Raw genomic sequence first — 20,192 nt, forward strand, 5'->3', positions numbered from 1 at the left:
GGTCAGGCCGCGCTCAGTTCTTCGCCACGGTCTCGGGCGTCGGGCCCCAGCCGCCGCCGAGGCTGCGCACCAGCGCCACCGTGGCGGCGGCGCGCAGGCCGGCTACCGCGTTGGCATCGCGCTGCGACTGCAGCACGGTACGGTCCGCGTCGATCACGGTCAGGTAGTCGACCGCGCCGGCATCGTAGCGGCTGCGCGAGATGCGCTGCGCGCGGCGGGCGCCGGCCAGTGCGCCATCGAGCGCCGTAGCCTGCTGGCTGAGCCAGCGTACGTCGGCCAGGCTGTCCTCGACCTCGCGGAACGCCACCAGCACGGTCTGCTGGTAGCGCGCCACGCTTTCCTCGTGCGCGGCGCGGGCGCCGGCCAGGTTCGAGCTGTTGCGGCCCCCGTCGAAGATGGTCTGCGCCACCGTCGTGCCCACCAGCGGCCCGAGCATCCAGGTGCGCGACGACCACTTGAACAGGTTCGACAGGTCCGCCGACTCGAAGCCGAACAGCGCCGTCAGCGAGATGCGCGGGAAGAACGCGGCCTTGGCGATGCCGATGCGCGCGTTGGCTGCCGCCATCTGGCGTTCGGCCGCCGCGATGTCGGGACGCCGCTCCAGCAGCTCGGACGGCAGCCCGGCCGGCACGGCCACCGGTGCGGTATCGAACGGCCGCGCGGCCAGTCCGAACTGCGACGGTGCCACGCCGGTCAGCACGGCCAGCGCATGCTCCTGGTTGGCCCGGCGGCGCTCGATGCTGGCCAGGTCCGCACGCGCGGTGCCGAGTTCCGATTCGGCGCGGGCCGGATCGAGGTCGGTGGTCTCCCCGGCCTCGTACCGCTTGCGCAGCAGCGACAGCGAATCCTCGCGCAGCTTGATCGTGGCGTGCAGCAGCTCGCGGTCGCTGTCCAGCGTGCGCAGCGCGAAGTACGCCTGCGCCGTGTCGGCCTGCAGCGCAAGCTGCACCGACCGGTACAGGTCTTCCGCGCCCTTTTCTTCCGCCCGCGCCGCGTTGACGCTGCTGGCCACGCGGCCGAACAGGTCCAGCTCGTAGTTGGCGAACAGCCGCGCCTTGTACACCGTCTGCGGCGACACGCGCGTGCCATCGGGCAGGCCCTGCGAGGCCGCCGACGGCTGCGTGCGCGTCGGGTCCAGCCCGGCGCTCAGTTGCGGGTACATGTCCGCCTCGGTGGCGCCGGTGAACGCCCGCGCCTGCTTCAGGCGGGCCGCCGCGGCGGCCAGGTCCTGGTTGTGGGCGTTGGCCGCGTCGATCAGACGGTCCAGCTCGGCATCGCCGAACACCTTCCACCAGTCGCCGCGCTGCTGGCCCTCGGCCGGCGTGGCGGTCTTCCACTGCGCACCCTCGGCGGCGGCCGCGTCGGCCTCCTTGAAGGTGGCGGCGGTGGGCGTCTCGGGCACCTTGTAGGTCGGTGCCAGCGAGCAGCCGGCCAGCACCAGGGCGGCGGCCAGCGTGGCCAGCCTCGGCAGGTACTGCTTCATCACGTTGTCTTGCATGTCGATCCCCATCACTCAGCCGACGGTACGGCGTGCGACGCCGACACATCGGTCGATACGGCCTCGCGGCGCTGCTTGCGCGTGGCCAGCAGCCGCAGGGCCACGTAGAACACCGGCGTCAGGAACAGGCCGAAGAACGTCACGCCCAGCATCCCCGCGAACACGGCCACGCCCATGGCATGGCGCATTTCCGCGCCGGCGCCGGTGGAGATCACCAGCGGCACCACGCCCATGATGAACGCGAACGACGTCATCAGGATGGGGCGCAGACGCAGGCGGCTGGCCTCGATCGCGGCCTGCACCACGGTACGGCCCTGGTGCTCCAGCTCGCGGGCGAATTCCACGATCAGGATCGCGTTCTTCGCGGACAGCCCCACCAGCACGATGAAGCCGATCTGCGTGAAGATGTTGTTGTCCCCACGCGTGAGCCACACGCCGGTCATGGCGGCCAGCAGGCTCATCGGCACGATCAGGATCACCGCCAGCGGCAGCGTCAGGCTTTCGTACTGCGCGGCCAGCACCAGGAACACCAGCAGCACGCACAGCGGGAAGATCCAGACGCCCGCGTTGCCGGCCAGGATGTCCTGGTAGGTCAGCTCGGTCCACTCGAAGCCGATGCCCTTGGGCAGCGTTTCCGCGGCAATGCGCTCGGCGGCGGCCTGGGCCTGGCCCGACGAGAAGCCCGGCGCCGGGCCACCGTTCATGTCGGCGGCCGTGAAGCCGTTGTAGCGCGTCACGCTGTCGGGGCCAAAGCTCTGCTTGACCTTCACCAGCGACGACAGCGGCACCATTTCGCCGGAAGCGCTGCGCGCCTTCAACTGCAGGATGTCCTCCGCATGCTGGCGGAACTGCGCGTCGGCCTGGACCTTGACCTGGTACGTGCGGCCGAACTTGTTGAAGTCGTTCACGTACGACGAGCCCAGGTAGGTCTGCAGCGTCTCGAACACGTCGGTCACGGGCACGCCAAGCTGCTTGGCCTTGGTACGGTCAAGCTGCACGTCAAGCTGCGGCACGTTCACCTGGTAGTTGCTGAAGATGCCGGCCAGCTCGGGCGTGGCGCGCGCCTTGGTCATGAACGCGTTGGTCGCGTTGAACAGCTCGTCGTAGCCCAGCGCGGCGCGGTCCTCGATCATCATCTTGAACCCGCCGATGGTGCCCAGGCCCTGTACCGGCGGCGGCGGGAACACCGCGATGAACGCGTCCTGGATCGACCCGTACTGCTTGTTCAGGTCTGCCGCGATGGCGTTGCCGGACAGCTCGGCGCTCTTGCGTTCGTCGAACGGGTTCAGCGTGACGAACACGATGCCGGCGCTCGGGCTGTTGGTGAAGCCGTTGATCGACAGGCCCGGGAACGCCACGGCCGACTCCACGCCCGGATGCTTGAGCGCGATGTCCGACATGCGGCGGATCACGTCTTCGGTGCGGTCCAGCGTGGCGCCGTCGGGCAGCTTGGCAAAGCTCACCAGGTACTGCTTGTCCTGCGCCGGCACAAAGCCCTTCGGCACCATCTGGAACACGCCCCACGTGGCCACCAGCATCACGGCGTAGACGCCGAACACCGAGCCCTTGCGGCGGATCACGCCCTTCACGCCGCGGCCGTAGCTTTCCGAGCTACGCCCGAAGAAGCGGTTGAAGCGGGCGAAGAACTTGCCGAACACCTTGTCCATGCCGCGCGTCAGCCAGTCCTTCGGGGCGTCGTGGCCCTTGAGCAGCAGCGCGGACAGCGCCGGCGACAGCGTCAGCGAGTTGAACGCCGAGATGATCGTCGAGATCGAGATCGTCAGCGCGAACTGCTTGTAGAACTGGCCGGTCAGGCCCGTCATGAACGCCAGCGGCACGAACACGGCAATCAGCGTCAGCGCGATGGCGATGATCGGGCCGCTCACCTCGCGCATGGCCTTGTACGTCGCTTCCTTCGGCGACAGGCCCTCCTCGATGTTCCGCTCGACGTTTTCCACCACCACGATCGCGTCGTCCACCACGATACCGATCGCCAGCACCAGCCCGAACAGGCTCAGCGCGTTGATCGAGAAGCCGAACGCGTGCATCAGCCCGAACGTACCGACGATCGACACCGGCACGGCCAGCAGCGGGATGATCGATGCGCGCCACGTCTGCAGGAACAGGATCACCACCAGCACGACCAGCGCGATGGCCTCGAACAGCGTGTGGACCACGGCCTCGATCGAGTGGCGCACGAACTGCGTGGGGTCATAGACGATGCTGTAGTCCACGCCTTCCGGCATGTTGGCCTTCAGCTCGGCCATGGTCTTGCGTACGTCGTTGGAGATCTGGATCGCGTTGGAGCCCGGCGACTGGAAAATCGGCAGCGCCACGGCGGACTTGTTGTCCAGCAGCGAGCGCAGCGCGTATTCCGAGGCGCCCAGTTCGATGCGGGCGATGTCCTTGAGGTAGGTGACCACGCCGTCGGGCGACGTCTTGACGATGATGTCGCCAAACTCCTCGACGGTCTGCAGCCGGCCCTGCGCGTTCACGGAAAGCTGCAGGTCGGTGCCCGGCAGCGACGGCGACTGGCCGATCACGCCGGCCGCCACCTGCACGTTCTGCTCGCGGATGGCGCGCACCACGTCGGACGCGGCCAGGCCGCGCTCGGCGATCTTCTCCGGGTTCACCCAGACGCGCATCGAGTAGTCGCCCGCGCCGAACATCTGCACCTGGCCCACGCCCTGGATCCGCGCCAGGCGGTCCTTCACGTTGATCAGCGCGTAGTTGCGCAGGTACGTCATGTCGTAGCGGTCGTTCGGCGACGTCAGGTGCACCACCATGGTCAGGTCAGGCGAGCTCTTGACCGTGGTGATGCCCAGCCGGCGCACGTCTTCCGGCAGGCGCGGCTCGGCCTGCGAGACGCGGTTCTGCACGAGCTGCTGGGCCTTGTCGGGGTCGGTGCCCAGCTTGAACGTCACCGTCAGCGTCAGGTTGCCGTCGCTGTTGGCCTGCGAGTTCATGTACAGCATGTCCTCGACGCCGTTGATCTGCTCTTCCAGCGGCGTGGCCACGGTCTCGGCGATCACCTTCGGGTTGGCGCCCGGGAACTGCGCGCGCACCACCACCGACGGCGGCACCACTTCCGGGTACTCCGAGATCGGTAACTTGAACATTGAGATGGCGCCGATCAGGAAGATCAGCACCGACAGCACGCCCGCAAAGATCGGGCGATCGATAAAGAATTTCGAGAGATTCATCTTGGTCTCGGCGAAAGCAGTCCCCCTGGCCGTCCGCTCGCAAGCGGACGCCATACAGCTTCAGGGGGAAATTTCAGTTTGGTGCCGGGGCGGCGCTCAGCCCACCTTGGCCTTGCCCGCCTTGTCGGCACGCCCGTCGTCCGCGGCCTGCTTGCGGTCGGGGGTGGTGCCGCGCGGCTCCAGTTCGCTGCGGTACGCCATGGCCACGGCCTTGGGCGCCACGGTGTCGCCGGGGCGCACGCGCATCAGGCCGTTCACGACGATGTTCTCGCCCGGTTGCAGCCCCTTGCGGATCACGCGCAGCCCTTCGTACGTGGGCCCGAGTTCCACCTCGCGGTAGACGAGCTTGTTGGCCTTGTCCACCACCAGCACGAACTTCTTGCCCTGGTCCGTGCCGATGGCGCGGTCGTTGATCAGCACGGCCGGATGCGGCGAACCGCCACCGAGCTTGACCTTGGCGTACAGGCCCGGCAGCAGGCGGCCGTCCTCATTGTCGAACACCGCCCGCACGCGGATGGTGCCGCTGCGCGTGTCGAGGCGGTTGTCGATCGAGTGGATCTTGCCCTTGTGCGGGTTGCCGTCCTCGTTGGCCAGGCCCAGGAACACCGGCAGGTCGTTCTTGCCGCCGCCGGCGCCCGGCGCCGTGTAGCGCAGGTAGCTCTGCTCGTCGACGTCGAAGCTTGCATAGACCGGCGAGACCGACACCACCGACGTCAGCGGCGGCGACGCCGCGCCAGCCGCCACGAGGTTGCCCACCGTGATCTCTGCGCGCGACACCTTGCCCGCCACCGGCGCCACGATGCGCGTGTAGCTCAGGTTCAGCTTGGCCACTTCCAGCGCCGCCTGCGCGCCGCGCACGTCGGCCGACATCTCGCTGGCCGCATTGATGCGCTCGTCGAACTCGCGGCGCGAGATCGCGTTGTCGTCCAGCAGGCGCTGGGCGCGGGCCTTCTCGGTCTGCGCGTGCGAGGCGCGGACCTGCGCGGCGGCCAGTGCGGCTTCGGCGCGGGCCACTTCGGCCGCGTACGGGCGCGGATCGATCGTGAACAGCGGGTCGCCCTTCTTCACGATCGAGCCTTCGCGGAAGTGCACCGTTTCGATCGTGCCGGAAACGCGCGGACGGATTTCCACGCGGTCCACGGCCTCGATGCGGCCGGAGAACTCATCCCATTCGGTGATGGTCTGGCCCACCGCCGCGGACACTTCCACCGCCGGTGCCGGGGGCGGGGTATTGGCCTGCGCTTCCCCGCCGTGCCAGGGACGCAGTACCGAGGTTGCCACGCCCGCCCCAAGGATTGCCACGATGGCAAAGGCGATCAGCGTGCGTCGAGACTTGTGATTCATCTTTCTTCACTCCGTGTTTTCGTCGGGTTTCTTCAACTGGAAAAGCAAAACTCCGGGCCGAACGTCTCCCGCCGGCTCAAGGGGCCGGAAAAACGGGAACAGCAAGGGGTACTCCGCCCGGGAACGGGCGAAGCAAAGCCACTACAGGGGTGCCAGCCTCAAAGGGCGCTGGCGGGAGAATCCGGCACCGTCACTGCTTTCACGGCGCCGGCCGGCGTTCGGACCGGATTACGAGGCGTCGTCGGCCTTCGCGAAACTTTCGCGCAGGAACCGCGCACCTTCTTTGACCCATGCCTGACACATCTCATGGGACTGTTCCACCCCGTCGCCACAGGCGCCGGGCATGATCAACGCCTTGGCCGGAATGCCGGCCTTGGCAAGCTTGGCGGCGAAGGCTTCGCCCTCGGCGCGCAGCGCATCCTGCTCTGCCACCTGCACCAGCGTGGGCGGCAGCCCCGCCAGCCGCGACGCCAGCGCCGGCGCCGCGTACGGGTGCACCGTGGCTGCCGGCGTGGGCAGGTAGTCGCGATAGTTGCAGGCCAGCTTGCGCAGCATTTCCATCGGCACCTGCCCGCCGGACGCGTGCTGCAGGCACGGGTCGGTCACGGGGCGGATCAGCCACTGGCCGGCCGGCTGCGGCAGGCCGCGGTCGCGCAGCATCTGCGCCGTGGCGATCGCCAGGTTGCCGCCGGCTTCCTCGCCGACCAGCGCAAAGCGCAGCTTGTCGACCTTGAGCTTGCGCGCCTGCTTGAGCACCCACGCCACGGTACTGACCGCGTCTTCGGGGGCCGCCGGGAACGGGTTTTCGGGCGCCAGCGAATAGTCGGGCGTCACCACCACGGCCGGGACCGACTCCGCCAAATCCCGCACCAGTTCCTTCGCGGCTTCCACGCCGCCGTCGACGAAGCCACCCGCGTGCAGGTAGATCATCCATGGCAACAATGGCGCACCGGCGCTCACGGGCCAATAACCTGCGGGGTAACAGACGCAGACCTTGATCTCCCGCTCGCCGCTGGACACCACGTGCTGGATCACGATGGCCTCGCCCTGTTCTGCGGCCGGTTGTACGGCGGAACTACGGGGAGTCGTGGTCTTGGTCATGGTTGTCCGGGCGACCGGCAATGGCCGTCGATGCTGTATTGCGATGCAGCGAATTATGGTGATTGACAACAACGGGATAAAGCGAGCTATTGCCAATGCACTGTTTCTGCGTTGGAATAATCGTCGAAGTGATCCCACATGGCTTGAAATGGATAGTGGAAATGTGATTCACTCCGGTCCTTCGGCATCTGCGCACTTGGGGAAACAGCGCAAACGCCGGCGCCCCAACCCTCCACCCGTCCCCGCTCCGGCCGCCACTGGCGGACCGCCGGCAGCAAATCCAGGCCGCGCACTTGACATGCAGCGGACCCGATCCCGCCAGACATCCTTCGGAACGTAGCCTCGGTCTTACTCCTTTCGAAAGCAACATCATGGATCGTCTTGTCTCAATGCAGGCATTCACTCGGGTGGTGGATGTCGGCAGCTTTGCGCGCGCGGCGGAGTCTCTTGACCTGCCCAAGGCCACGCTCACCCGGCTCATACAAAACCTGGAAACCCACCTGGGCGTCAAGCTGCTGCACCGGACCACGCGCCGCATCAGCGTGACCACCGACGGCGCCGCCTACTACGAACGCTGCGTCCGCATCCTGGCCGACGTGGAGGAAGCCGAACAGTCGCTGACGCGCCACAACAACTCCCCGCGCGGCACGCTGGCCGTGGACACCACGAGCGGGCTGGCGCAGATGGTATTGATGCCTCAACTGCACGACTTCTTCAACGCCTACCCGGAGCTGAAGCTGGAGCTGACCATCAACGGCAAGCCCATCGACCTGCTCAAGGAAGGCGTGGACGTGGTGCTGCGCGTCGGGACGCTGGACGAGGCCATGGTGGCGCGCCGCATCGGCCAGGTAAAGCTGGCGTTCTATGCGTCGCCAATCTACCTGCGCCGCTTCGGCACGCCGCGCGACCTGACGGAGCTGGCCCAGCACAAGGCCGTAAACTTCCTGTCGAACCGCACCGGACGCGAGACGCCCTGGACGCTGGCGCGCGGCGGCGAGCGCACCGAGGTGCTGCTGCCCTCGGTCATCTCGACCAACGACGCCGACGTCTACCTGGGCTGCGCGGTGGAAGGCCACGGCATCGCGCGCATCTCGCGGGCGATGGCGGAGCCGTACATCCACAGCGGCCGGCTCGTGGAAGTCATGGCCGACTGGCAGACCGACGAACTGCCGATCTCGGCGATGTATCCGCAGAACCGCCACCTGTCGGCCAAGGTGCGGGTATTCGTGAACTGGGCCGCCGAGATCTTCTCGCGGCACCCGCACTTCGGCGCGGCGCCGCAGCAGTTGGCGGCGTAAGTTCACGGGTGGCTCCCCTCTCCCGCCGCGCGGGCGAGGAGTCGTGGAGGCGGGCATGGCGTTTCCATCCGCGACCTGTCTTTTTGGATGCGCTGGCCCTCAGCCCCGGCCCCTCTCCCGCCGCGCGGGAGAGGGGAGCAACCCCCTTCCCGCAGCCTGTTCGCCTACTCTTTCCCGATCTCCTGCAGCATCCGCGTCATCAGGTAGAGCCGCGGCACGATCGAGTCCAGTTCCACGTATTCGTCGCGTGCGTGGTAGCCGAAGCCTGACAGCCCGAAGCTTTCCAGCACCACCGCCTTGCCCGAGCGGCCCGCAAAGCCCGCGTCGGTGCCGCCGCCCGTGCCCGGGATCAGGATGAGCTGGCGGCCGTCCAGTTCGGCGTAGATCTGCTGCGCGCGGGCGGCCAGTTGCCTGGAACGCGCGTCGGCCACGTAGGCGGGACGTCCCTCCTCCATCGCCACCGTGGTCTGCGTATCGGGGATCAGATGGCCGGCGGCCACCTTTTCCTGCAGCGCGGCCTGCAGCTTCTGCGCGGCGCCGCCCACGGTCACGCGCACGTCGCCGGTGGCGCTGGCCGATTCGGGAATCTGGTTCAGCGGGCCCGTGGTGCGCGCCTGCGTCCAGTTCAGTTGCGCACCGGGAATCTGGCGCGCCGTGTCGCGCGTCTGCTGCATCTGGTAGGCCAGCTCCAGCAGCGCGTTGCGGCCCAGCTCCGGCGCGGCGCCCGCGTGCGATGCGCGGCCCTTGACCTGCATCGTCGCCGTGGCCGTGCCGGCGGCGGCCAGCAGCAGCGATTCGGACTTCGCCACCGACTTGGCCACGTTGGGTTCGCACGACAGCACCACGTCATGCTGGGCGGCCAGCGTGGCGATGGTCTCGCCCGATCCCTGCGAGCCGATTTCCTCGTCCGGGTTCAGCAGCACGGTGATCTGCGCGTAGTCCTTCCAGCCCTGCGCCTTGAGGATGTCCAGCGCGTGCAGGATCACGGCCAGCCCGCCCTTGTCGTCGGCGATGCCGGGCCCGTAGAGCCGGTTGCCATCCTCGCGGATCGGCTGCGTGGCCAGGATGCCGGCCGGGTACACCGTGTCCATATGGCCGATCAGCATGATCCGGCGCTTGCCGGTGCCCGTCAGCGTGGCCTTGACCATCGGCGCGGCGCTGGTCGTCATCGGCAGCCGCTCCACCTTGGCGCCCGCCGCCTGCAGCCGCTGCGTCACGTAGTCGGCCATGCGCGTCAGCCCGGCAATGTTGGCGCTGCCCGATTCGATCGACACCATGTCCTTGAGCGACTGCACGACGGCCGGCTGCGCGGCGCGCGCGGCGTCCAGCAGCGCCGGGTCGGCCTGCGCGGCAAGAGCCCCGTGGCACGCCACGGCGGCAGCAGCGGCGATGGCAAGGTGGCGAAGGGAAAGCGGCATGGTGTCTCCTGTTGTTGGTGTGGGATAGGAGGCTCCAATGTACCGCTTGCGGCATCTTGCAGGGAAGCCCGCGCGTCCACGCGCGCGGGGCGATGCCGGCCCGGGACGCTAGCTGCTGAGCGTGATGTGGTTGACCACCTCCTCCACGCCATGCACGTACCAGGCGTCGCGTTCCACCTGGCGGCGCGCGCCCTCGCTCGATGCGTAGCCGTCGAGCGTCACCACCCGCCCGGCCGTGCGCACCCGCAGCCGCGATGCATCGACGAACGGGTCGGTTTCCAGCACCAACTGCAGCGCCTCGCTCAGTTCCTCGTCGCTGTCGGCCTCTGCCGGCGCCACCACGATGTCGTTGACCACGTTGCGGCAACCGCGCGTCCACCATGCCAGCACACCGGCCAGCCGCATGTGGGACAGGCTGATGACATGCCCGCTCAGCATCACCGCGCCGTCGTGGACGGCCACCTCGATCCAGCCGCTGCGCTCGCCCACGGCCTCGCGCACCGGCTCGGGCTGCCCCTTGACCTTCGCGCAGAGCTTGCAGTTGCGGAAGTCGATCGCATTGGCCAGCCGCTCGCAGACGGCCGCGCGCAGGTCGCCGTCGCCCACCACGGGCCCCGCGTGCGCAATGCGCAGATGGTCGATCACGGTCGATACGCCGTCCACCCGGCGCAGCCGGGCCACGGCGCGGGCCTTGTCCATGACGTCGGGCACCTCGCCCTCAAGGATCAGGGCGCCGTCGGACAGCCGCAGGTGGATGGTGGGATGGATCTGGTGGCCCTGGTATGGCACATGCGCCAGCGCGGCTCGCGCCTGCGTCAGCACCGCTTCGCTACTCAGCATGATGTGTGTCTCCCCCGTTGACGTGGAGATGGCTGGGAAGCGCGCCCCTGCCTGCAAGCGCGCGTGGGGGCGGCATGGCGCCGCACCACAGAGCCATTATAGGAAGGGGGCCGGCGATGTCTGCGCGACCGGCCATCGGCGCGGCGTCGATGTTTCAAACATCCGTTGCGCCGCCGACGCCACGTGCGGCGGCCCGCGCAAGACTGCATCAGGCAGCCTGAAAGCCAGTCCTGACAACGGTTTCCGGCGGTTGGACTGTATTCAATGTCGCTAATGTCTCCGACTCTGCGCGTTAAGCATTGCTGAACATCGTAAAAGCGGATGCCGAGTGACGGCGCCATCGCTAAGATCGGGGCGTCGGTTGCCACGGAGAAGCCCATGACGCCGTCTTGCCACTTTCGCGCTGCAGTGTTCGCCACCCTCGCGGCCCTGCCGGTCTGGCTGGGCGCGGCCACCAAGACCACCACGTTCGCGGTACGGCTGACGCTGACCGCCGACTGCACGATCACCGCCAGCGACCTCGATTTCGGCTCGCAGGGCGTGCTGGCCGCCAATGTCGACCAGACCTCGTCGCTGTCGGTCACGTGCAGCAACAGTGCGCCGTACCAGGTGGGGCTCGACGGCGGCACCGCCGCCGGCAGCAGCATCGCCAACCGGCTGATGGCCGGCACCGGCGCGGCGACCGTGCAATACCAGATCTACCGCGACAGCAGCCGCACGCAGATCTGGGGCAACACGCCCGGCACCGATACCGTGGGCGGCACCGGCAACGGCGCCGCGCAGGCCATCACGATGTACGGCCGCGTGCCGCCGCAATCCACGCCGGCCGCGGGCACCTACACCACCACCGTCACCGCCACCGTCAACTTCTGATGCCGATTGCCGCCCCCGCGTGGCGGCCGGCATCCTGGTCCTGGCCCGCGCTGGCGCTGGCCGTGCCGGGCTTTTGCCTGCCGGTGCATGCCACCTCGCTGCAGATCTCGCCGGTCCGGGTGGACCTGCCGGCCGGCCCGGGCGCTGCCGCGCTGACGCTGCGCAACGCCGCGGGCGCGCCCATCCACGCCCAGGTGCGCGTGTTCCGCTGGACGCAGGCCGACGGCAACGACGTACTGACACCCGCCGACGACGTACTGGCCAGCCCGCCCATCGTGCGCATCGGCGGCAATGGCGAGCAGATGATCCGCGTGGTGCGGCCCGGCAAGACACCCGCCACGGCCGAGCAGTCGTACCGGCTGCTGATCGACGAACTGCCGCAGCGCGACGCCCCGGTCGACCAGAGCGGCGTGCGCGTGCAGCTACGCTATTCGGTGCCGGTGTTCGCCGGCACGCCGCCCGATGGCCCCGTGCCGCGCCTGGCCGTGGCGCTCTGGCGCGACGACGGCGAATGGCGGCTGGCCGCGCGCAACGAGGGCGTGCGCCACGCGCGGCTGAGCGCCGTGACGCTGGTCAGCGGCAGCCGCCGCGCCACGGTGACCGAAGGGCTGCTCGGCTACGCGCTGCCGGGCGCCACGCGCGTCTGGAAGGTGCGCCTGCCCGCCGCGTTCGCGCCGGCTGCCGGGATGCGGCTCGAAGCCGACGTCAACGGCGAGACGCAGCGCCTGCCCGTGGCCGCCGGCCGACCCGAAGCGGGCCCATGACATGGCGACGGCGTCCCACGCCCCGCCGCGCGACGCTGTCGCGGCTTGCCATGATCGCCGTCTCGCTGACCGGCGCCGTGGCGAGCAGCCCGCTCCGTGCGCAGACGATCGACAAGGTACCCGGACACACCGCCTACCTGGAGGTCATGGTCAACGGCGAATCAACCGGAAGCGTCGCCCGCTTCGCGGACCGCGACGGCACGCTGCTGACGCCGGTGGACGAACTGCTCGACCTGGGCCTGCGCGCCGACCCGGCGCTGGCCGACGCCCAGGGCATGGTCGCGCTGGACCGCCTGCCCGGCGTGACGTGGCGCTATGACCCCGCGATGCAGCGCGTCTACCTGACCGTGCCCGACAGCCAGCGCATGCCGGCGCAACTGGGCACGCGGGCGCGCGAGCGGCCACCGGTCACGCCCGGCACCGGGTTCGTGCTGAACTACGACGCCTACGCCCAGCCCGATACGGGCCAGCAGCTCGGCCTGTACAGCGAGCAGCGCCTCTTTCATCCCGGCGGGGTGTTCAGCAACACCGGTGTCGCCACCGTGTACGACCGCAGCACCCGCTACGTGCGGCTCGACACCAGCTGGACCCACGCCGACCCCACCGGCATGCAGTCGGTGCTGATCGGCGACATGATCACCGGCGCGCTGCCGTGGTCGCGCCCGGTACGGCTTGGCGGCTTCCAGCTGCGCCGCAACTTCGGGCTGCGGCCGGACCTGATCACCTATCCCCTGCCCGCGCTGGCCGGCTCGGCGGCCGTGCCGGGCGCGGTGGACCTCTACATCAACAACGTCCGCCAGTACTCCGGGCAGGTGCCCAGCGGCCCGTTCGTGATCAACAACGCGCCGGCGCTGAGCGGCGCCGGCCAGGCCACCATCGTCGTGCGCGACGCGCTGGGCCGCGACGTCAGCACCACGGTGCCGCTCTACGTGGATGCGCGGCTGCTGGCGCCGGGCCTGTTCGACTACGCGCTCGAAGTGGGCTTTCTGCGCACGCAGTACGGCGTGGATTCGTTCCGCTACGACAGCGCGCCGGCCGCGAACGGGTCCGTCCGCTACGGCTGGACCGATAGCGTCACGCTGGAAGCGCACGCCGAGGCGTCGCGCGGTGTGGGCATCGGCGGCGCTGGCGTGCTGTTCAAGCTGCCGTTGACCGGCGTGCTGAACGTGGCGGCCAGCGGCAGCGCGGCGGGCGGCGCGCAGCTCGGGCTTGGCTACCAGTGGCGCACGCCGCGCTTCAGCATCGACGTGCAGGGCACGCGCGCGTTCGGCCACTACGAGGACCTGGCCGCGCGCTCGGGCGCGCCGATGCCGCGCGCGCTGTACCGGGCGACCGTGTCGGTGCCCGTGGCGCGCAACGGCAATATCGCGGCCAGCTACGTGAACCTGTCGGACCCGGTCTACGGCGCGTCGCGCATCGGATCGCTGGCGTGGACGGCACAGTGGAACCGGCGCACGTCGCTCACGGCCAGCGCCTACCGCGACTTCGCGGCCGGGTCGTCGTACGGCGCGTCGCTGACGCTGACCTACCTGATCGACAGCGACACGACGGCGTCGGCCACGGTGGGCCGCGACAGCGGCAATCCCACGGTGATCGGCACGGTCAGCCACGCCACGCCGTACGAAGGCGGCTGGGGCTGGCAGGTGGCCGGCCAGAAAGGCGCGGGCATGTGGCGCGGCTTTGCGCAGGCCAACTTCCGCGGCCGCTACGGCGACGTGTTCGGCGCGGTGCAGGACCTGCAGGGCCGCGTGAGCACGCAGCTTGGCGCCAGCGGGTCGCTGGTGGCGATGGACGGCACGGTGATGGCCGGGCGGCGCATCGACCAGAGCTTTGCGCTGGTGTCGACGGGCGGCGTGGCGGACCTGCCCGTGCTCGTGGAGAACCGCCGGATCGGCAACACCAACCGCTCGGGCCATATCCTGGTGCCCAACCTGCTGGCCTACGACGCCAACCGCGTGGAAATCGACGCGCTGGCGCTGCCCGTCAACACGCGGCTCAGTTCCACGCGGCTGTCGATCGCGCCGGCGCTGCAGTCGGGCGCGCTGGCCACGTTCCGGATCGAATCGTTCCGCGGCGCCCAGGTGGTGTTCGTCGACGGCGAGGAGACGCCGCTGCCGCCCGGCACGGCCATCGTCCATCTGGAAAGCGGCGGCCGCACCGTGGTGGGCTACGACGGGCTGGCGTTCTTCGACGCCCTGGGCGACGACAACACGTTCCGCGCGGAGACCGACGCCGGCGTCTGCACGGCCCGGCTGCACTACAGCGCCAGCGCAGACCCGCTGCCCAGGCTCGGGCCCGTGCGCTGCGCGGCGGAAGCACCATGAGGGCCGGCTGGCTGGCGATGCTGCTGCTGATGGCCGCGCCGGCCGCGCGGGCCGTCTGCACGGCCACGGCGCCGTCGGCTGCGTTCGGCAACTACAGCCCGGTCAGCGGCAGCCCGGTCGACATCCAGGGCACCATCACGGTGAGCTGCACCGGCATTGCGGTGTCGGCGCGCGTGCGGGCGTGCATCAACATCGGCACCGGCTCGGCCGGCACCACCGTGTCGCCGCGCGTGATGGCCAACGGCAGCCGCACGCTCGGCTTTAACCTGTACACGGACAGCGCGCGCACGCAGATCTGGGGGTCGCGCAGCACCGGCACCACGGCGACGCCCGTGATGCTCGACTTTGGCGCGCTGCTGGGCAACGGCAGCGCGTCCGTGAGCTACTACGGGCGCATCCTGGCCAACCAGACGGCGGCCACGGCCGGCGCCTACACGTCCCAGTTCACCGGGCTCAACGCCGAGGTCACCTACGTCGAATACCTGCTGTCGCCGCCCGCGTGCAGCACGCTTGCCACCAACAGCCTGCCGATCACGTTCACAGCCAGCGCCACCGTGGTGGCCGATTGCAATATCTCGGCCACGCCGCTCGATTTCGGCTCGGTCGGCCTGCTGACCGGCAACCGCGACGCGGCCAGCACACTGACCGTGCAATGCACCGCCAGCGCACCCTATTCGATCGCGCTCAACGCCGGCACCGGCAACGGCGCCAACGTCGCCGCACGCCGCATGACGCGCAGCGGCGGCCAGCAGACCGTGAGCTATCAGTTGTACTCGGACGCCGCGCGCACGGTGCCGTGGGGCGACGGTTCGCGCGGCACATCCACCGTGGGCGGCACCGGCACGGGCACGGCCCAGCCACTCAACGTCTACGGCCGGATTCCGCCGCAGGTGACGCCAACGCCCGGCACCTATGCCGACACGGTGACGGCGACGATCACGTACTGACCCCTGGGCCGTCCACGGTTGACCGGCGCCGGGCGTTGCGCCACGATAGGCCCACCCCCAGCCACATGAGCGCCCCACCATGTGCGTCAACTACGCCCCCCGTCCAGCGGCGCATCCTGCGCGAGATCTTTGGCGTCGAGCCCCCGCCCGGCCTGTATCCGTCGGAAACCTGGCCCGACTACGCGGCCCCGATCGTCCGGCAGCGGACCGACGCGGATGCCTGGGAAAGCGTGCTGGCGTCGTTCAGCATGGTGCCGAAAGCGACCATCCCGCCCGGTACGCGCTACTTTCCCACGGCCAACGCGCGGGTCGAGACCATCGGCAAGCTGTCGTCGTTCGCGCGGTTCTGGAAGGCGTGCCAGTTCGCGCTGATCCCGGCCACGGCGTTCTTCGAGCCAAACTACGAAAGCGGCAAGGCGGTGCGCTGGAAGATCGGCCTGCCGGACGGCGAGCCGTTTGCGATTGCGGGGGTATGGCGGGCGTGGCCCGACGGGGCCGTGTCGTTCACGATGCCGACGGTCAACGCCGATCATCATCCGCTGATGCAGCGGTTTCACAAGCCCGGGGACGAAAAGCGCGGCGTGGTGATCCTGCCGCGCGAGGACTGGGACGGCTGGCTCGGTTGCCGCGACCCGGAGGCGGCGCGCACGTTCCTGCGCCTGCTGCCGGCCGACCGCCTGGTGGCGGAGCCGGCCCCGCTGCCGCCCCGGGGGGCTACCAAGGGGCCGCCGCCGCCCTCGGACTAGCCGGCCGTCGCCGTCAGAACCCTGCGCGCGCCTGGATGTAGACCATGCGCGGCGCGCCGACCAGGCGGCCCGCGTTGCTGTCGGTCGTGCGCGTGTAGTAGCGCTTGTCGAACAGGTTGTTGATGCCGATGGCGATGTCGGTGTTCTTGCGCTGCGGCACCTTGAACATCGCCTGGATGTTCCACGTGCGGAAGCCCGGGATCAGGCCGTTGGCGCCGTCCGGCGTCTCGGCCACCGTGTTGGCCAGGTCGGCGTACTGCTTGCTCTGGTGCGTGGTCGAGACGTTGAACGTCCAGCTCCGCCAGTCGTAGCGCGCGCCCAGCGTGTCGGTGGTGCGCGAGTAGAACGGCACGTCCAGGCCCGCCGTGGTGCCCGACTTCTGGATGGCCCGCGTGTAGGTGTAGTTGGCGTACAGGTTCAGGCCGCCCAGCAGGCTGCCGCGCTCGAACGTGTAGTCGATGGCCGCTTCCACGCCGTCGTGGTCGGTGGCGCCGATGTTCTGGAACGTGGCCGGGAACAGGCCCGGCACCTGCAGGATCTGGTTGTCGAACTTGATCTTGAAGGCCGTCAGCTCGCCCTTGATGCGGTTGTCCGTCCAGCGCGTGCCCACTTCGAACGTCTTGGCCACTTCGGGCTGCAGCGGGTTGTTCGGCGTCTGGGAGTTGAGCTGCGTGTTCTGCACCGGGCCGAACGACGTGCTGTAGTCGGCAAACACGGTCCAGGCACTGTTGACCAGGTACGACACGTTGATCGACGGCAGCGCCTTGTTGTTCACGCTGTCCCACTGCGTGGGCGTGTTGCGCTGCTGGCGCGTGGTGTCGATGTGCTCGAACCGCACGCCCGGCACGATGCGCCAGTTGCCGTAGGCGATGCGGTCGTCGATGTAGACCGCGTGGGCGTCGGTGGCGTTGTCGAACGTGGTGGTCGGGCCGTTCACGCCGGTGCGGATCGTGGTGCTGAACTGGTTGTCGTCGCCGCGCTCGCGGATGTAGCGGTAGCCGACCGTCACGTCATGCGTGGTCGGGCCCAGCCCGAAGCGCTGCGTGTAGCGCGGCTCCACGCCGAACGTGGTGTAGTTGCGCGGCTGGTGCGCGATGACCGTGGCGCTCTGCTGCAGCGTGCTCTGGCGGTAGCTGTCGTTGAAGAACGTGCGGATCTCGAACTCCTGGTTCGCCGAGATCGTGTTCACGTAGCCCAGGTCGAAGCCGTAGCGATTGCCGCTCCAGTAGTCGTTCGGGCGCGTGTTCTGGAACGGGTCGGCGTTGAACTGCGCCACGGTCAGGCCGCCCGGCGTGCGGGACTTCACGTCGTAGTACGACAGCTTGCCGTAGACCTGCGACGTGGGCGTGATGTCGTACGCGAACTTGACGGCCAGATCGTTGACGTCGTCGTCGCTGCCCTTGCGCCATTCGCGGCCGGTCATGCCCGAGTACAGCAGCGCGATGCCCAGGCCGCTGTCCAGCGTGGTGCCGACAAACGCGCTGTACTGGGTGTTGTTGCCGCCGCCTTCGGTGAAGATGTTCTGGCGCACCGACGCGTCGCCGCTGAACACGCCCGGAATCGGCTTGGTGTTGAAGTTGATGATGCCGCCCACGTTCTGCGGCCCGTAGCGCACGGCGCCGCCGCTGCGCACCACGTCGATCGACTCGATGTTGCCCAGGCTGACCGGCGCGAACGACAGTTGCGGCTGGCCGTACGGCGCCACGGCCATCGGGATACCGTCCAGCAGCACAGTGGAGCGCGGCGTGTAGCGGCCGGTCAGGCCCCGCACGCCGATGTTCAGCGAGATGGCGCTGCCGGCCGTGTCCGAGTTGTCGGTCGACTGCACGCCGGGGATGCGGCGCATCACGTCGCCGATGTTCTGGGCGCCGCTCTGTTCGATCTGCTGCTCGTTGACCACGGTGCGCGCGCCGGGAAAGGTCTTCACGCTGTTCTGCAGGCCGGTACCGAGCCAGTTGCCGGACACCTGGACCGTTTCCAGCATCTTTTCCGAGCCCGCCGCCGGCGCATCGGCCGTCTGGGCGACCGCCAGTTGCGGCATCAGGCACAGCGTGGAGACGGCCAGCGCCGTGGCGCACAGCGTGAAATGGGGCGCGACGGCTGGCAGTGGTCGGCGGCTCGAACTCATGGTCAATCCCTTGTCACAAGATGCTTACGAAAGGCCATGAATGTAAGTGATAACAGTTCGCGTTTGTAGCCTTGACATCGAATGACGGCCGTAATGTATTGCGGCTGCGACAATGTGTTGCCCGGGCACGACATTTGGCAGAATCTGACCGGTTGGTTGACCGCTCAAACGGTCCGGCTGGAGCACACCCTCGCCATTCGTGCAGCCCTCGGATGGGTGATGGTTGCGCCCCTCCGATAGAGGGTGTCCGCACGACGGCCGGGCACCCATACTGACCCTCCACCGGCCAGAAGAGCCGGACCAACCGGGTCAGAACCATGCATGCAGTCTCCTTCGTCGGATATGGTGTGGCGTTTCTGGTGGTCGTCATCGTGGCGGCCCGCTGGATCTACCGGCACCACCCCGCCCTGCGCGATCTCGATCCGCCCGCGCCCCGCCGCGACAAGCGCGCCGGCGCCCCGGCGCCTGGTCCCGCCGCGGACTGATCGCGCGCCAAATCGCCCCCGGCGGGAACTGCCGCCTGCCTGCGTTGCCTGAACCTCTTGCGCCCGCGTTCCGCGGGGCGCACGCTCGCACCTGTGAGCCACAAGAAGAAAGGGAACAAACATGGCAACTTCAAACAAGCTGCCGGCGTGGACCATCTGGTCGCCGCTGGCCGCCTGGGCCGCCTTCGGCCTGGGCCTTCTGATGACGGGTCAGATCTGGACAATCGCGGTGATGACCATCGCGCTGGCCGGCGCGGTGTTCTCGGCCGTGCATCACGCCGAGGTGGTGGCGCACAAGGTGGGCGAGCCGTTCGGCACGCTGGTGCTGGCCATCGCCGTGACGGTGATCGAGGTAGCGCTGATCGTGTCCGTGATGCTGTCCTCGGGCCCGGAGAAATCAGGCCTGGCGCGCGACACGGTATTCGCCGCCGTGATGATCATCTGCAATGGCATCGTCGGCGTCTGCCTGTTCGTCGGCGCGCTGCACCACCGCGAGCAGGCGTTCCAGGCGCCCGGCGCCAACGCCGCGATGGCCATCCTGGTCACGCTGCTCGGGCTGACCATGGTGCTGCCGAACTTCACCAGCACCACGCCGGGGCCGGCGTTTTCGCCGTCGCAACTGGCGTTCTCGGGCGTGATGTCGCTGCTGCTCTACGGCTGCTTCGTGTTCGTCCAGACCGTGCGGCACCGCGACTACTTCCTGGTGGAAGGCACCCGCGACGAGAACGTCCACGCACCGCCGCCACCGGGGCGCGTGGCCGCGGCCAGTGGTGCGCTGCTGCTGGTCTGCCTGGTGGCCGTGGTGGCGCTGGCCAAGCTGCTGTCGCCGTCGGTAGAGAAGGCCGTGGCGGAAGCGGGCCTGCCGGCCGCCGTGGTGGGCGTGGTGATCGCCGCGATGGTGCTGCTGCCCGAAGGGCTGGCCGCGCTACGCGCCGCGCGGTCAGACCGCATCCAGACCAGCCTGAACCTGGCGCTGGGCTCGGCGCTGGCCAGCATCGGCCTGACCATCCCGACCGTGGCCGTGGTCTTCATCTCGCTGGGCCGGACAATCGAGCTCGGGCTCAACCCCAAGGAGATGGTGCTGCTGTTCCTGACGATGATCGTCGCGTCGCTGACGCTGGGCATGGGCCGCACCACGATCCTGCAGGGCGTGGTGCATATGGTGATTTTCGCGGCGTATCTGTTCTTGACGGTGGTGCCGTAGCCGCTGCGCCACGCCCGCT

The 20,192-nt window shown here is 68.9% G+C and carries 15 protein-coding genes; 8 read left to right on the forward strand and 7 right to left on the reverse strand.

The window, feature by feature from the left end:
- Positions 1 to 13: 13 nt before the first annotated feature.
- From EPAKOI_RS21045 to EPAKOI_RS21060, 4 genes are all read right to left on the reverse strand, one after another.
- Positions 14 to 1,498, reverse strand: a complete 1,485-nt coding sequence (locus EPAKOI_RS21045) for an efflux transporter outer membrane subunit (protein ID WP_423193547.1) — start codon at positions 1,496 to 1,498, stop codon at positions 14 to 16.
- Positions 1,499 to 1,509: 11 nt separating this feature from the next.
- Positions 1,510 to 4,701 carry an efflux RND transporter permease subunit gene (locus EPAKOI_RS21050; protein ID WP_124686365.1) on the reverse strand — a complete coding sequence of 1,064 codons (3,192 nt, stop codon included), beginning with the start codon at positions 4,699 to 4,701 and terminating at the stop codon, positions 1,510 to 1,512.
- Positions 4,702 to 4,797: 96 nt separating this feature from the next.
- Positions 4,798 to 6,045, reverse strand: coding sequence for an efflux RND transporter periplasmic adaptor subunit (locus tag EPAKOI_RS21055; protein ID WP_124686364.1), 1,248 nt, complete (start codon positions 6,043 to 6,045; stop codon positions 4,798 to 4,800).
- Between the two features lie 228 nt (positions 6,046 to 6,273).
- Positions 6,274 to 7,146, reverse strand: coding sequence for an alpha/beta hydrolase (locus EPAKOI_RS21060; protein ID WP_124686363.1), 873 nt, complete (start codon positions 7,144 to 7,146; stop codon positions 6,274 to 6,276).
- A 371-nt stretch (positions 7,147 to 7,517) separates the two neighbouring features.
- Between EPAKOI_RS21060 and EPAKOI_RS21065 the strand changes: the two genes are divergently transcribed.
- Positions 7,518 to 8,444 (forward strand): LysR family transcriptional regulator, encoded by a 927-nt coding sequence (locus EPAKOI_RS21065; RefSeq protein ID WP_124686362.1) that lies wholly within the window; start codon positions 7,518 to 7,520, stop codon positions 8,442 to 8,444.
- A gap of 164 nt (positions 8,445 to 8,608) precedes the next feature.
- On the opposite strand, the gene EPAKOI_RS21070 is transcribed toward EPAKOI_RS21065, so the two are convergent.
- Both EPAKOI_RS21070 and EPAKOI_RS21075 read right to left on the reverse strand, forming a co-directional pair.
- Positions 8,609 to 9,862: a M20/M25/M40 family metallo-hydrolase gene (locus tag EPAKOI_RS21070; RefSeq protein WP_423193548.1), complete on the reverse strand. Its 1,254-nt coding sequence runs from the start codon at positions 9,860 to 9,862 to the stop codon at positions 8,609 to 8,611.
- A 108-nt stretch (positions 9,863 to 9,970) separates the two neighbouring features.
- Positions 9,971 to 10,702, reverse strand: coding sequence for a BON domain-containing protein (locus tag EPAKOI_RS21075; protein ID WP_124686360.1), 732 nt, complete (start codon positions 10,700 to 10,702; stop codon positions 9,971 to 9,973).
- Between the two features lie 378 nt (positions 10,703 to 11,080).
- Between EPAKOI_RS21075 and EPAKOI_RS21080 the strand changes: the two genes are divergently transcribed.
- From EPAKOI_RS21080 to EPAKOI_RS21100, 5 genes are all read left to right on the forward strand, one after another.
- Complete coding sequence (locus EPAKOI_RS21080) at positions 11,081 to 11,575, forward strand: Csu type fimbrial protein (protein ID WP_423193550.1); 495 nt, start codon at positions 11,081 to 11,083, stop codon at positions 11,573 to 11,575.
- Positions 11,575 to 12,339, forward strand: coding sequence for a fimbrial biogenesis chaperone (locus EPAKOI_RS21085; protein ID WP_423193551.1), 765 nt, complete (start codon positions 11,575 to 11,577; stop codon positions 12,337 to 12,339). The genes EPAKOI_RS21080 and EPAKOI_RS21085 overlap by 1 nt, the downstream gene beginning before the upstream one ends.
- The gene (locus EPAKOI_RS21090; RefSeq protein WP_423193552.1) at positions 12,336 to 14,663 is read left to right on the forward strand and encodes a fimbria/pilus outer membrane usher protein; all 2,328 of its coding nucleotides are present in this window, start codon (positions 12,336 to 12,338) and stop codon (positions 14,661 to 14,663) included. Before EPAKOI_RS21085 ends, EPAKOI_RS21090 begins: the two co-directional genes overlap by 4 nt.
- Positions 14,660 to 15,610 (forward strand): Csu type fimbrial protein, encoded by a 951-nt coding sequence (locus tag EPAKOI_RS21095; RefSeq protein ID WP_423193553.1) that lies wholly within the window; start codon positions 14,660 to 14,662, stop codon positions 15,608 to 15,610. The genes EPAKOI_RS21090 and EPAKOI_RS21095 overlap by 4 nt, the downstream gene beginning before the upstream one ends.
- A 65-nt stretch (positions 15,611 to 15,675) precedes the next feature.
- On the forward strand, positions 15,676 to 16,356 hold the full coding sequence (locus EPAKOI_RS21100) for an SOS response-associated peptidase (protein ID WP_423193555.1): 681 nt from the start codon (positions 15,676 to 15,678) through the stop codon (positions 16,354 to 16,356).
- Positions 16,357 to 16,369: 13 nt separating this feature from the next.
- On the opposite strand, the gene EPAKOI_RS21105 is transcribed toward EPAKOI_RS21100, so the two are convergent.
- Entirely contained in the window at positions 16,370 to 18,484 is a 2,115-nt protein-coding gene (locus tag EPAKOI_RS21105) for a TonB-dependent receptor family protein (protein ID WP_423193556.1), read from the reverse strand.
- Between the two features lie 317 nt (positions 18,485 to 18,801).
- Between EPAKOI_RS21105 and EPAKOI_RS21110 the strand changes: the two genes are divergently transcribed.
- The gene (locus tag EPAKOI_RS21110; protein ID WP_313835918.1) at positions 18,802 to 18,969 is read left to right on the forward strand and encodes a hypothetical protein; all 168 of its coding nucleotides are present in this window, start codon (positions 18,802 to 18,804) and stop codon (positions 18,967 to 18,969) included.
- A gap of 121 nt (positions 18,970 to 19,090) precedes the next feature.
- Positions 19,091 to 20,173: a calcium:proton antiporter gene (locus EPAKOI_RS21115; protein ID WP_124686353.1), complete on the forward strand. Its 1,083-nt coding sequence runs from the start codon at positions 19,091 to 19,093 to the stop codon at positions 20,171 to 20,173.
- Positions 20,174 to 20,192: the final 19 nt, after the last annotated feature.

The organism is Cupriavidus sp. H18C2, from assembly GCF_049393795.1.
Classification (GTDB): domain Bacteria; phylum Pseudomonadota; class Gammaproteobacteria; order Burkholderiales; family Burkholderiaceae; genus Cupriavidus; species Cupriavidus pauculus_C.

Excerpts from the sequence above, each read along its gene's own strand:
- EPAKOI_RS21085 (WP_423193551.1), top strand. The coding sequence starts at position 11,575 with ATGCCGATTGCCGCCCCCGCGTGGCGGCCGGCATCCTGGTCCTGGCCC.
- EPAKOI_RS21045 (WP_423193547.1), bottom strand. The coding sequence starts at position 1,498 with ATGCAAGACAACGTGATGAAGCAGTACCTGCCGAGGCTGGCCACGCTG.
- EPAKOI_RS21095 (WP_423193553.1), top strand. The coding sequence starts at position 14,660 with ATGAGGGCCGGCTGGCTGGCGATGCTGCTGCTGATGGCCGCGCCGGCC.
- EPAKOI_RS21065 (WP_124686362.1), top strand. The coding sequence starts at position 7,518 with ATGGATCGTCTTGTCTCAATGCAGGCATTCACTCGGGTGGTGGATGTC.
- EPAKOI_RS21075 (WP_124686360.1), bottom strand. The coding sequence starts at position 10,702 with ATGCTGAGTAGCGAAGCGGTGCTGACGCAGGCGCGAGCCGCGCTGGCG.
- EPAKOI_RS21105 (WP_423193556.1), bottom strand. The coding sequence starts at position 18,484 with ATGAGTTCGAGCCGCCGACCACTGCCAGCCGTCGCGCCCCATTTCACG.
- EPAKOI_RS21115 (WP_124686353.1), top strand. The coding sequence starts at position 19,091 with ATGGCAACTTCAAACAAGCTGCCGGCGTGGACCATCTGGTCGCCGCTG.
- EPAKOI_RS21090 (WP_423193552.1), top strand. The coding sequence starts at position 12,336 with ATGACATGGCGACGGCGTCCCACGCCCCGCCGCGCGACGCTGTCGCGG.
- EPAKOI_RS21100 (WP_423193555.1), top strand. The coding sequence starts at position 15,676 with ATGAGCGCCCCACCATGTGCGTCAACTACGCCCCCCGTCCAGCGGCGC.
- EPAKOI_RS21110 (WP_313835918.1), top strand. The coding sequence starts at position 18,802 with ATGCATGCAGTCTCCTTCGTCGGATATGGTGTGGCGTTTCTGGTGGTC.
- EPAKOI_RS21060 (WP_124686363.1), bottom strand. The coding sequence starts at position 7,146 with ATGACCAAGACCACGACTCCCCGTAGTTCCGCCGTACAACCGGCCGCA.
- EPAKOI_RS21050 (WP_124686365.1), bottom strand. The coding sequence starts at position 4,701 with ATGAATCTCTCGAAATTCTTTATCGATCGCCCGATCTTTGCGGGCGTG.
- EPAKOI_RS21080 (WP_423193550.1), top strand. The coding sequence starts at position 11,081 with ATGACGCCGTCTTGCCACTTTCGCGCTGCAGTGTTCGCCACCCTCGCG.
- EPAKOI_RS21070 (WP_423193548.1), bottom strand. The coding sequence starts at position 9,862 with ATGCCGCTTTCCCTTCGCCACCTTGCCATCGCCGCTGCTGCCGCCGTG.
- EPAKOI_RS21055 (WP_124686364.1), bottom strand. The coding sequence starts at position 6,045 with ATGAATCACAAGTCTCGACGCACGCTGATCGCCTTTGCCATCGTGGCA.